At 36.0% G+C, this 12,540-nt stretch carries 13 protein-coding genes; 5 read left to right on the top strand and 8 right to left on the bottom strand.

What is annotated here, in order from left to right; all coding sequences use genetic code 11:
- Positions 1-165: 165 nt before the first annotated feature.
- Positions 166-1,290, bottom strand: a complete 1,125-nt coding sequence (locus IEW94_RS02885) for a DUF4382 domain-containing protein (RefSeq protein WP_188649775.1) — start codon at positions 1,288-1,290, stop codon at positions 166-168.
- 247 nt (positions 1,291-1,537) lie between these two features.
- Here IEW94_RS02885 and IEW94_RS02890 point away from each other — a divergent pair, with 247 nt between their 5' ends.
- Positions 1,538-2,290 (top strand): SDR family NAD(P)-dependent oxidoreductase, encoded by a 753-nt coding sequence (locus IEW94_RS02890; RefSeq protein WP_188649777.1) that lies wholly within the window; start codon positions 1,538-1,540, stop codon positions 2,288-2,290.
- 34 nt (positions 2,291-2,324) lie between these two features.
- Positions 2,325-3,458, top strand: a complete 1,134-nt coding sequence (locus IEW94_RS02895) for an ATP-binding protein (protein WP_188649779.1) — start codon at positions 2,325-2,327, stop codon at positions 3,456-3,458.
- Positions 3,459-3,606: 148 nt separating this feature from the next.
- Here IEW94_RS02895 and amaB read toward each other — a convergent pair whose 3' ends face one another.
- The gene (gene amaB / locus IEW94_RS02900; RefSeq protein WP_188649782.1) at positions 3,607-5,160 is read right to left on the bottom strand and encodes an L-piperidine-6-carboxylate dehydrogenase; all 1,554 of its coding nucleotides are present in this window, start codon (positions 5,158-5,160) and stop codon (positions 3,607-3,609) included.
- A gap of 122 nt (positions 5,161-5,282) precedes the next feature.
- On the opposite strand from amaB, the gene IEW94_RS02905 reads away from it, so the two are divergent.
- Positions 5,283-6,341, top strand: a complete 1,059-nt coding sequence (locus tag IEW94_RS02905) for an isoaspartyl peptidase/L-asparaginase family protein (RefSeq protein ID WP_188649784.1) — start codon at positions 5,283-5,285, stop codon at positions 6,339-6,341.
- Positions 6,334-6,651, top strand: coding sequence for an antibiotic biosynthesis monooxygenase family protein (locus tag IEW94_RS02910; RefSeq protein WP_188649786.1), 318 nt, complete (start codon positions 6,334-6,336; stop codon positions 6,649-6,651). The genes IEW94_RS02905 and IEW94_RS02910 overlap by 8 nt, the downstream gene beginning before the upstream one ends.
- Positions 6,652-6,658: 7 nt before the next feature.
- Here the strand turns inward: IEW94_RS02910 and IEW94_RS02915 are convergent, their stop codons facing one another.
- From IEW94_RS02915 to IEW94_RS02930, 4 genes are all read right to left on the bottom strand, one after another.
- Positions 6,659-7,489 (bottom strand): endonuclease/exonuclease/phosphatase family protein, encoded by an 831-nt coding sequence (locus IEW94_RS02915; protein ID WP_188649788.1) that lies wholly within the window; start codon positions 7,487-7,489, stop codon positions 6,659-6,661.
- 44 nt (positions 7,490-7,533) lie between these two features.
- Positions 7,534-8,022, bottom strand: coding sequence for a YciI family protein (locus IEW94_RS02920; protein WP_188649790.1), 489 nt, complete (start codon positions 8,020-8,022; stop codon positions 7,534-7,536).
- Positions 8,023-8,117: 95 nt separating this feature from the next.
- Positions 8,118-8,585, bottom strand: coding sequence for a CYTH domain-containing protein (locus tag IEW94_RS02925; protein WP_188649792.1), 468 nt, complete (start codon positions 8,583-8,585; stop codon positions 8,118-8,120).
- Positions 8,582-9,244: an NAD(P)H-binding protein gene (locus tag IEW94_RS02930; protein WP_188649794.1), complete on the bottom strand. Its 663-nt coding sequence runs from the start codon at positions 9,242-9,244 to the stop codon at positions 8,582-8,584. Before IEW94_RS02930 ends, IEW94_RS02925 begins: the two co-directional genes overlap by 4 nt.
- A 42-nt stretch (positions 9,245-9,286) precedes the next feature.
- Here IEW94_RS02930 and dinB point away from each other — a divergent pair, with 42 nt between their 5' ends.
- Positions 9,287-10,399, top strand: a complete 1,113-nt coding sequence (gene dinB, locus IEW94_RS02935) for a DNA polymerase IV (protein WP_188649796.1) — start codon at positions 9,287-9,289, stop codon at positions 10,397-10,399.
- Between the two features lie 99 nt (positions 10,400-10,498).
- Here the strand turns inward: dinB and pyk are convergent, their stop codons facing one another.
- Positions 10,499-11,935 (bottom strand): pyruvate kinase, encoded by a 1,437-nt coding sequence (gene pyk / locus IEW94_RS02940; RefSeq protein ID WP_188649798.1) that lies wholly within the window; start codon positions 11,933-11,935, stop codon positions 10,499-10,501.
- Complete coding sequence (locus tag IEW94_RS02945) at positions 11,935-12,420, bottom strand: IPExxxVDY family protein (RefSeq protein WP_188649800.1); 486 nt, start codon at positions 12,418-12,420, stop codon at positions 11,935-11,937. Before IEW94_RS02945 ends, pyk begins: the two co-directional genes overlap by 1 nt.
- Positions 12,421-12,540: the final 120 nt, after the last annotated feature.

The following is a 12,540-nucleotide window of genomic DNA, read 5'->3' on the forward strand; positions in this document are numbered from 1 at the left end:
AAATCGAATATACCACCCTTATTTGAGCAATGCAAATTGTTAAAATTTTAAATGGAACGCTGTTAATGATTGGTTAAATTATCAAATGGGCTCCGTTAATAATTGGTTAAAAAAATAGCGCGACACCTAAGCGTCGCGCTATTTAATAAAGCTGTTTTTAATATTTTATTCAGCTACCAACGTAATTGGATCAAGAACGGTTTCTGTGTTAGATGTCACCACAACATCTATAGAACCATCTTTTGTGTAATCTTGTGATACAAAACCAGTAGCACTTATTGTTACAATATATGTTCCGGTTGGGATGTCTTCAAAAAGAAATTCTCCAGTTTCATTTGAGTCCATAGTAGCAACAACATCGCCGCTATCTTTATCTTTAACCGTAACGGATACAACAATATCATTGGTTACATCACCACTTATAGAACCTGGTTTCATAGTTAATTGAATAGGGTCTGCGATTGTGGTTGTTTCACCATTAACAACAGTTACTCCCATTGCTGTTCCTTCAGCATAATCTGATTCTGAATCTAAAGGTGTTGCAACTACATCATAGGCTCCCGCTGGCACACCCCATAAAGCAAAAGCTCCTGTATCATCTGTATTTGCTGAAATTACAAAATCATCACTAGTATCTTCTGTTCCCATATCATCTACCAATACTGATACCATAGAGGGCACATCATTTGGTTCTATGGTTCCTTCAATAATTCCTGAACTTACTTCAGTACTTACATTAAGAACTGGTTTCAAAATAATATTACCAGAATTACCTGCATTAACTATCGATTTTTCAACATTAAAATCTAAAATAAAATCATATGTAAATCCTTCTTCTATAGTGGTATTTACTTTAAGTTTCAAGCCTGATTGTTGAGCACTAGGTGTTTTTAAATCAAATGTTTCTGGTTCATCAGCATCATTTCTAATTACAATGGTATTTCCATCTCCCAACACCAATCTCATTTGGCTTAATGTTCCTGCAGGAATAGGAAAACGATCTACAAGAACTTTGCTGATTCCTCCAGTAAAATCCAATAAATTTACTGATCCTGCCTCAGCATTAAGAGACATCCAACCACTCTCACTGTCGCTATCATCATCCATCTTAATCATAACATCCACAATTTCAACATTTACGGCATCATAGTCACCGGGAGCATCTACAAGTTTTACTGATATGGTAGGTGCTTCTGCACTCATTTTGCTTGATTGCGAGTCACTACATCCAAAGATGGATATCATTAAAAATGCTAGTAGAAATAATCTTAATCTGTTCAGTGTTTTCATAATTTTATGTATTAATTGTTTTGGGGTTCGTTATTATATACGTTCACAAAGTTGTAAATAGATTGTTTTTTTCGAATAAATTGTCTTTTACTTTTTTGTTTAACATTACTTACTAAGTATAGCAAGGGTTTTGAATAGATTTATAGATAATAACAATTTCTACTTTTACAAATAGCAAAAACAATTATACAATTTTATATGCCTTTTAAGTATTTTTATGTACTAATTGCAAAAAAATCAATATAAAATGAATAAAACAGCCCTTATTACAGGAGCAACAAGTGGTATAGGAAAAGCAACGGCTTATGAGTTTGCTAAACATGGTATTCAATTAATTATATGTGGAAGACGACAAGAAAGGCTTGATTCCATTAAAAAGAAATTAGAACCATTAACCAAAGTTCATACCTTACAGTTTGATGTTAGAAACAAAACAGATGTAAAAAATGCCATTAACTCAATTCCTGATAATTTTAAAACCATTGACATCCTTATTAACAATGCCGGAAACGCACATGGTTTGGACCCGATACAAGATGGCAGTATTGACGATTGGGATGCCATGATGGATATCAATGTAAAAGGTTTGCTTTATGTGAGTAAGGCTATTATCCCACAAATGACCGAGCGACAGTCCGGACATATTATAAATATTGGCTCATCGGCAGGAAAAGAAGTCTATCCCAAAGGGAATGTGTACTGCGGCAGTAAACATGCCGTTTTAGCCATAACCGAAGGCATGCGCATTGACTTGAATCCATACGGAATCAAAGTAGGCGCCGTCAATCCTGGTTTGGTAGAAACCGAATTTTCAAAAGTCCGTTTTAAAGGTGATGCCATTGCCGATACCGTCTACAAAGGATTTGATGCTTTGCAGGCTGAAGATATTGCTGAAATCATATATTTTGTGGTCTCACGCCCTACCCATGTTAACATTGCCGATTTATTGGTGTTCCCAACGGCGCAGGCCAATAGCACTACGGTGAAAAAGGAGTTATAATTAAAAGATTCCCGCCTTAGCGGGAATGAAGAATATGATTAACAAACGCCTTCTTATAAAACATCTTTTGGCTCATAATGATGAAAACAGTTTTTATGATAAAAAACGTAAGATTGATATTAGCCATAAAGAAGGCAAGGCCAAGTTTTTAAAACATATTTGTGCGCTTTCCAACAGCAACCCAAAAAACAACTCATACATCGTCATTGGGGTTGATGATGAAGACAATAACATTATTGGGGTTGATTTTTTTGATGACAGCAAAATACAAAACCTCATCAATGCCTACTTAAGCAATCCACCCATTGTTCAGTATGAAAACATTCCTTTCCCGCATTTGCCAGATGACAAAGTAGTTGGCTTAGTAACCATACGCCCCATTGGTAAAATAACATCTCTTAGAAAAAACATTTGGAAATATTATGGTGGCTCTGTTTTTTTTAGGGATGGCAGCATGAGCATGCCCAAGGTTTTTGATATTGAAATTAAGGATATCAACTCTAAAATTGTTGAAGCCATTGAAAACAATGCCCAAAACAACATTGAACACACCTTGAACGGGGTTTTTGATTTTATGAAGAAGCGGCAAGACTATAATCCTCAATACAAAGTGTTCAAAGAATATTTTGTGGTTTGCTGGGCCGGACAAAAAAAAGTGGTCAAAGAGGAGACGTTTTTCTCTAGGGTAGACATCGAACTTGTCAATGAACAGGTGCGTCTGTTTTTTTCAATCCTGGATGAAGTATCCATCAGCTTTGATGATGATTATTTTAAAATTGTGGAATACGTAAACCTTGGGTTACAAAATAATTACAAATACTACCCTTTGGAAGAAACCATTATCCGTTTTGAAAACAATGCCAATTACCTCATAGAAACAACCCTATTGTTCCAGCCTCCCCAATTTGACAAAAAAACATTACATCATATATATAATAGTAATAATACTTTGCTTGAAAAACTAAAAAAAGGACTTTCACTCACAAAACATGAAGAACTTGATTTAAGAAACTTACCAGCAACCTATTTAATTTGCTACCTTAACTTATTTCACGAGGCCATTGACAAACTTAACGAAGCCAAACCGTATTTAAAAAACCATAGCGAAGAAGTCTATGGTTTATTTAAAGAGTCCATTAGGATTTTAAGAAAAGTTAAGTATAGCTAAATAACACATACATTTAACCATAACTTAACTTTTGTGTAAGATAATAAAACAAAAGAAATTGCATATTTGCAATGCTATTAATCAATTACATACAAAACCTTGTTTCTCCCGATAAAAGTTCGGCATTGAAGTAAGGTTTTTTTTATGCTTACAAATCAAACTTGATGCCTTGAGCCAACGGCAACTCAGTTGTGTAATTGATGGTATTGGTTTGTCTTCGCATATATACTTTCCAGGCATCACTACCAGACTCACGACCACCACCGGTTTCTTTTTCGCCTCCAAAAGCACCACCTATTTCAGCACCAGATGTTCCAATGTTAACATTGGCAATACCACAGTCAGAGCCATTTACAGATAAAAACTGTTCCGCTTCACGCAAGTTATTGGTCATAATGGCTGATGACAACCCTTGAACCACACCATTTTGAATCGCAATGGCATTTCCAACATCACCTGAATACTTCAACAAATATAAAATAGGCGCAAACGTTTCATGTTGAACAATTTCAAAATCTGGCTTTGCTTCTGCAATAGCTGGTTTTACATAACAGCCGCTTTCGTAACCTTCGCCTGTAAGCACGCCGCCTTCAATCACCAAATGTCCACCTTCTTCAACAACTTTAGCTAAGGCATTTTGGTACATCTTTACTGCATCTGTATCAATTAGTGGCCCCACATGATTGTTCTCATCCAACGGATTCCCTATGCGCAATTGTTTATAGGCATCTACAATAGCGGTTTTTACTGTATCATAAATAGACTCGTGTATTATCAATCGTCTCGTTGAAGTACATCGTTGTCCTGCGGTTCCAACAGCGCCAAAAACAGCACCAATTACGGTCATTTTTATATCGGCATCTGGTGTTACAATAATAGCATTATTTCCCCCTAACTCCAGTAAGCTTTTACCTAAACGTTTGGCAACTTCCTGCGCCACTATTTTACCCATTCGGATAGAACCTGTTGCAGAAATCAATGGAATCCTTGAATCCTGAGTCATAAACTCTCCTACTTGATAATCGCCATTGATTAAGCATGAAATGCCTTCCGGTAAATTGTTTTTTGCAAAGACCTCAGCGGCTATATTCTGGCAAGCAATACCACACAACGGCGTTTTTTCACTGGGTTTCCAAACACATACATCGCCACAAATCCATGCCAAGGCTGTATTCCAACTCCACACGGCAACAGGGAAATTGAATGCAGAAATAATTCCTACAATGCCAAGCGGATGGTATTGTTCATACATTCTATGTCCTGGGCGTTCGCTGTGCATGGTTAACCCATGCAATTGACGGGACAATCCAACGGCAAAATCACAGATGTCAATCATTTCCTGTACTTCCCCAAGTCCTTCCTGATAACTTTTTCCCATTTCGTAAGAAACCAGTTTTCCTAAGGCTTCTTTCTTTTCGCGCAGTTTATCACTAAACTGACGCACTATGTCACCACGTTGGGGTGCCGGCATGGTTCGCCAAGTTTTAAAGGCAGTTGTTGCTGTTTCTATTACTTTTTGATAATCTTCTTTACTGGTCGTCTTAACTTTTGCAATCAAATGACCATCAACAGGAGAATAGCTTTCTAGGATTTTTCCACTTGAAAAATGATTGGATCCCGTAGATGTTCCATCATTAATATCTTTAACACCTAGTTGGTGTAATGCTTGTTTTATTCCGAAATCTACAGTAACAGCTTCCATATTTGCTAATTTTTTGCGAATTATTAAATTTTGAACAAATATACTAATAAAATGTAGCTTAACTAAAGCCATTGGTTTTAAAAAATATTAACTTTCAGATTCGCAGTTAATTTCAAATCATTATGAAAAATGTTCTCTATTTACTTGGCCTGTTATTAGTTCTTACCGGTTGCATGAACCAATCAGAAATAAAAGCGTTAACCTACCAAAAAAGTGAACCTGTTGATAGTACTAAAATCAGAACATCTGAATTTTCAATTGTAATCCACGGTGGCGCTGGAACAATTTTAAAAGAAAACATGACGCCCGAGAAAGAGGCAGCCTACAAAGCCAAACTTGAGGAAGCCATTCGTGTAGGCTATACCATTTTAAAGAATGGAGGAAGCAGTCTTGATGCCGTTCAAAAAACCATCAATGTTATGGAAGATTCGCCGTTGTTCAACGCTGGAAAGGGAGCCGTTTTTACCAACGCAGGAACCAATGAGCACGATGCCTCCATAATGGATGGAAAAACCTTAAATGCGGGAGCCTCAGCAGGAACTTCAACCGTTAAAAACCCTATTAACCTAGCAAGGGCCATTATGGAACATTCACCACATGTTATGCTTTCAGGAAAAGGCGCCGAACAATTTGCCAAGGAACAAGGATTGGAACTCGTTTCCCCTGAATATTTTTATACTGAAAAAAGTTTTCAAGCGCTTCAGCGGGTTAAAAAATCTGAGCAAGTGTCTTTGTCTTTTTATAATGAAGATATCAAAGACACTAAGTTTGGAACGGTGGGATGTGCCGCTCTTGATAAACATGGAAACTTAGCGGCTGGTACGTCAACAGGTGGCATGACCAATAAGCGCTGGGGACGTATAGGTGATTCGCCAATTATTGGAGCAGGAACCTATGCCAACAACGCCACGTGTGCAGTGTCCTGCACGGGATGGGGAGAATATTTTATAAGAGGTGTAGTAGCATATGATATTTCTGCTTTAATGGATTATAAAGGACTGTCCTTGCGGGATGCTGCAAAAGAAGTCATCCAGAAAAAAATACCTGCTCTTGGGGGTGATGGTGGTGTGATAGCTGTTGATAAACTGGGTAATATGGTTATGGAATTTAATACAGCAGGCATGTTTAGGGCAACCATGAACGACAAAGGCGAATTATATATTGGCATGTACAATGAATAAAAAACCTCCTTATTATGCAGTGATTTTTACTTCAACACATTCTGAATATACGCATGGATATCAAGAAATGGCAGAACAAATGGAATTACTTGCTAAACAACAAAAGGGGTTTTTAGGAATGGAAAGCGCTCGAGACCGCGTTGGCATTACTATCAGTTATTGGGATAGTTTAGATGCCATTAAAAAATGGAAACAACACAGCAGTCATCTTATTGCTCAACAAAAAGGGCGACAAGATTGGTATAATTGGTATGATGTTAAGATTTGTAGGGTTGAACATGAATATTCTTTTGAAAAAAAAGATTCTTAATAAAAAATCATCTTTTTATATAGGTTTTAAGTATATTGTGGTCAGATTTAAACGTATGAATCTTTTCTGTTTTTAAGATTTTCAAGTCCTTTGAAACCCAAATATGGTCCAGGGATAACAGCGGCAAATTATAAAACCACGTTTCCCTAAATCCATTGCCTTTTTTATTAAATGCCTGATTAAAATCTGTTTTAAGTTGTTTTAAATATGAAGACTCATAAGGGGTGTTAAAATCTCCTAGAACAACGGTATTATTCTTTTCCTTTATGGATTGATTTATATAGGTTAATTCCCATTTTCTGGGTACGTCTGGACTTCCTGTAGCATCTACTGCATAAAAATTGATACCTGCTGTTTTAAAGTTTATGACGGTTGTATTGTAGTTTGAAACCTTTTCACTAATAATATCTAAAGGTGTTTTTGAAAAAATAAAGAGTTCTTTGTCAGATTTATAATAATAGTCATTAGAATATTGTTTCTTAAATGACTGTAAATTGTTTTTAGGAGATTCAACCAAAACCAAGACATCAGGAATATTTCCGTTTTCTTTAAAAGCGTCTTCAAAGGTATTATCTCTTGATGCGTTCCAAAAAACCACTTCTAAATCCTGTTTACTGATGGTATCTGGAATATGTATTTTAAAGCTCCTGCTCAACCAGGTTAACAATAACAAAGATGCTATAATCAAATTATATCGTCGCCATTGTTTGGTAAGTACAATTGAAAACAACAAAACCAAAAGAATAATTACGGGCAATGGAAAAGTGTAAAAATACAATGAAGATACGTAATTATGTTCCTTTATCACAAAGTGCAATGCCAACAAACCTAAAATCATTGCAACATTGATAAGCTGCAAAATGATTCTGAAAACCTTAAAAACTATCTTAACGAAAACCCTTTTGCTGCCCACCACGGATGTATTTCAATAATTAATCTACCCGCTTTTACCATGGGATCTGAGTTGGCCAAACTATCGGCCATTTTTAAAGTGGGCACATTATAAATAGTAATGCCTCTTATGTCACCGTTATCACCAAATGGTCCAGAAATATCTGCATACCCCATTTGATACATTTTTGTTAAATGTGCCAAATGCAAGGTTTGAAGGCTATCAGCTTCTGCTTTAGTTTGAGAACGAGTTGGGCCACTTTTCAAAAAAGCCATAAAATACTGTTGCATTAAAATGGTGTCTTTAGTTGTTGCATCAACATAATCAAAGGTTTGAAAACCTTTTGCAGTCAACTCCTCTTTTATTTGTTTTTGTGTTTTTTTAACTTCATTTAATGTCGGTTCAACCGTTTGTTTTGTTTCCTTTTTGCATGAAATCATCACAGCTAATACCAACAAAATTAAATAGACTTTTCTCATTTGTTTAAAAATTTTCAAGAACCTTTGGTTCAGTATTTTAATTATATCAGTGGTAATGCCCATTACCTATCAAACGCCCATTATGGGCTTTCACATCACCAAGTTTTATAAGGATGTTTACTTAATTGTGAATTATAATATTTAATGTCTCCTGTTACTTCTTTGCCCAGCCAACCAGGTTTTTTAAACGATTCATTTTCATGTGCCAATTCTATTTCGGCGATAATCAATCCGTCGTTATCTCCACTAAACACATCCACTTCAAAAACATGTGTACCAACCTTTATTTCAAACCGCTCTTTATCAATAATTCCGGGTTCACAAAGCCCTAAAAGTCCTTCGGCCTCCGTTTTTGAAATTTCCTTTTCCCACTCAAACCGTGTGGTCCCATTGCTATCTGTTTGCCCTTTTACGGTTATAAATCCTTGCTCTCCCTTTAATCGAACCCGCACTGTTCTGTGTTTATTGGTATTTAAAAATCCCTGGATGATTCTTGTGCTTTTAAATGCTTCTTGTTTAAAATCATTTGAAGTTACTAAAAACTTGCGTTCAATTTCTATCATAAACTATTTGATATATTTTGAATCTCGTTGGATGGAATTCGCCCAGATTTATACTCATTGTTAGCCAACCAAACCATGGCGTTAACAATGGCTTTTGGATGAATGGACCGATATTTCTTTAAACTTCCAACCAAAAAAGGATCTACAATACGCATAAATAGCTTTGCTACTTTTTCGCCTAATCGTTTTTCATCTCTAGTTCCTCCAATCAAAGACGGTTGTAAAATATATGTGTTTTTAATGCCAAACCTTAACACGCCCTCTTCCATTCTACCTTTGGTTCTGTTATAAAACAGCTTGCTCTTTTTATCAGCGCCCAATGCCGAAATCACCACAAACGTATCTATGTTTTTCTGAACGCAAAGATTGGCCAATGTAATAGGAATGCCGTAATCAATCTTAAGATACAGTTCCTCATCTGGAGTTTTAGCCTTAGTTGTGCCGATACAGCAATACACTACATCGGCAGAAAATAAATCGATATGCTTTTCCAATTCAAATAAATCTACCAAATGCTCCTCAATTTTGGGATGCGTGATGTTACACGAACTTCTACTGAATAACCGAACGGTTCGATACCTGTTATCTTCTAAAAGTTGTTTTAATAGCAGGTTGCCCGTAAGACCTGTAGCACCAATAATAATTGCTGTTTTTGACATGGCTTTTAATTCTCTTTGATAAAGATATTATATTTTTACAAGATGTCTGAGATTCTGCCCATTAGAAAAATTATTCATGTTGATATGGATGCCTTTTACGCATCTGTAGAGCAATTGGATAACCCAGAACTTAAGGGGAAACCCATTGCTGTTGGCGGAAGCGAAAAACGTGGTGTTGTGAGTGCCGCCAGTTATGAGGCCAGAAAATTTGGCGTAAAAAGTGCCATGAGCGGTATGCAAGCCAAACGTTTGTGTCCAGAATTACTTTTTGTACGGCCTCGTTTTGATAGATATCATGAGATTTCAAAAAAAATAAGACGTATCTTTTTTGATTATACCGATTTGGTTGAGCCATTGTCTTTGGATGAGGCCTATTTAGATGTGACCCAAAATAAAAAAGGAAATCCAAGTGCCTCTTTGATTGCCAAGGAAATTCGTGAGCGCATTTTTAAAGAAGTGGGATTAACGGCTTCAGCAGGAATCTCAATCAACAAATTTATAGCCAAAGTAGCCAGTGATTATAACAAGCCTAACGGACAAAAAACGGTAAATCCTGAAGACGTCATTTCCTTTTTGGAACAACTTGACATCCGAAAATTTTATGGCGTTGGAAAAGTGACCGCTGAAAAAATGTACCAAATGGGCATTTTTACGGGATTGGACTTAAAACAAAAATCCATAGAGTATTTAGAAGAACACTTTGGAAAGTCTGGAAAGTACTATTATTATGTAGTTAGAGGAATCCATAACAGCGAAGTTAAACCCAATAGAATAAGAAAATCATTAGCTGCTGAGCGTACTTTTAATGAAAATCTATCCAGTGAAATTTTTATGTTGGAAAAGTTACAGCAAATTGCCAAAGAGGTTTCCAGACGCTTAACCAAAAGCCGTGTGGCCGGCAAAACCATTACTTTAAAAATCAAGTACAGCGATTTTACTTTACAAACCCGCAGTAAAACGCTTCCTTATTTTGTGAGCGATCACAGTGTGATTCTTGAAACGGCAAAAGATTTATTATATCAAGAAAAATTGAACAATTCCGTACGGTTGCTCGGGATTTCTATTTCAAATTTGAATACAGACAAAACGCCTTCAAACAAAACGCAAACTGAAAAAGAAAAAAGTGTAAGCGTGCAATTGAAGTTTGAGTTTTAAAAAATTTTTGGTTCAATTGAAGTTCTTAAAAAGAAAAAAGTGCTCAAACAGTTTTTTTACTGCATGAGCACTTTTAGTATAAGTTTTATTAATGAAGTTTTAGTCACCAGAAATCTCTCTTACACGTAAGGTGTTTACCATCCCTTTTTCGGCAATTGGCATAGACGCTAAACTAATGACCATATCACCCTTGGTAACATAATTATTGGCTTTTGCTATTCTGTTGATATCACCAACGGTTTCATCGGTTGAAACAAATCTATCATAAAAAAAAGCCTTCACACCCCAAAGTAAACTTAACTGTGTTAAAATACGCCTATTTGATGTAAATACTAAAATATGGCAGGATGGTCTCCATGCTGAAATTTGAAAAGCCGTGTACCCACTATTTGTTAAGGTTGAAATAGCTTTGGCATCAATTTCATTGGCCATATTAGCCGCATGGTAACAAATCGATTTAGTTATATATCTATTGGTTCTTATATGTGGTGGTAATTGTGGCACTTGAATTAACGGTGAATCTTCAACACGTTTTAAAATGTTTGCCATTTGCTTGATGACTTGCACCGGATACTGCCCAACAGATGTTTCTCCTGAGAGCATCACAGCATCGGCTCCATCCATGACAGAGTTGGCAACATCATTAACCTCAGCCCGGGTAGGTGTTAGGCTGGTAATCATGGTTTCCATCATCTGGGTTGCAATAATAACGGGTATTCTTGCTTTCTTGGCCCTCAATACCAATTGCTTTTGGATCAAAGGTACTTCTTCAGCAGGAATTTCTACACCCAAATCTCCTCTGGCAACCATAATACCATCACAATAGGCTACTATTTTATCAATGTTTTCAACGGCTTCTGGTTTTTCAATTTTAGCTATAATGGGGATTTTTTCATCACTATGCTCATTAATTAAATCGCTTAGTTGCATGAGGTCTTCTGCATGACGCACAAATGATAAGGCTATCCAGTCCACTTGTTGTTTAATGGCAAAAATGGCATCCTCAATATCCTTTTCTGTTAATGCTGGCTGTGAAATATTCGTATTAGGTAAGTTTACGCCTTTTTTGGATTTTAGCGGTCCGCCTTGAATTACTTTTGCTTTTACCTCGTTATCTTTATTGGTTGAAACAACTTCAAATATCAATTTACCGTCATCCAAAAGAATGCGTTCCCCTGGCTTAGCATCTTGAGGAAACCGCTCATAAGTCATGTATACACGCTCTTTGGTTCCTTCAAATCGCTTTCCAGTGGCAAATATGATTTCATCTCCCGGTTGAACTACCACCTCTTCTTTCATAACACCCACACGAAGTTTGGGTCCCTGTAGGTCGGCCAATATAGCTGCGTTATAACCGTATTCGTCGTTGAGGTCACGTATCATCTTGATACGCTCTGCTACATCCTTGTAATCGGCGTGTGAAAAATTTATTCTGAAAACATCTACACCTTCATCAAGCATAGCTTTCAAAACTTCTTTTGTACTGGTTGCTGGACCCAAAGTGGCCACTATTTTGGTTTTCTTTCTTTTTGGCATTAGCTAAAAATTAAATTTTCTTTAGATTTTAATTGACTAAGATCAATAGTGTAGGCTGTTGCAATTTGTGGGATACTCAATATTGTATTGATAATACGTCTTTCTTTATTTAGATTGAATTCTTCCTCAATTTTCAATAAATAGTTAACGTGTTTTAGTTCTGGTAATAAATAATATGTTTTTGTAACGGTTTGGTTTGTTTGAAACAAGGATTGTGAACGTTCTTTTTCATAATCATTTGTTTTACAAATATTTGACACCAAATTCCACGTTAAAAATTGCTTCTTGTCTTCCCATTTATAAATGGAATAAGTTGATTTTCCGTTGTTATAATCTAAGTCTTTTTTATTTCTAACCAGATTAATCCCCAAACTTTTATTTAAAAGATATGCCAAACGGTAATCTTCAATGGTGCAATGAATGCCAATTAATGTACAAATCGTCTCTTCAAAAACATCATCAAGGATAAGTTTGTGTACAGCCATAACTTATATAAATCGGTGTAAATATAATATTTAAAAAATTGAAAGTAGTAAGTTTTTATCAATCTTAAAAAGAATTGCTAACTAAAACGTTGTAGTGAATTAGGATTTTTTCAGATATAA

It is taken from the genome of Yeosuana aromativorans (assembly GCF_014646655.1).
Lineage (GTDB): Bacteria > Bacteroidota > Bacteroidia > Flavobacteriales > Flavobacteriaceae > Yeosuana > Yeosuana aromativorans.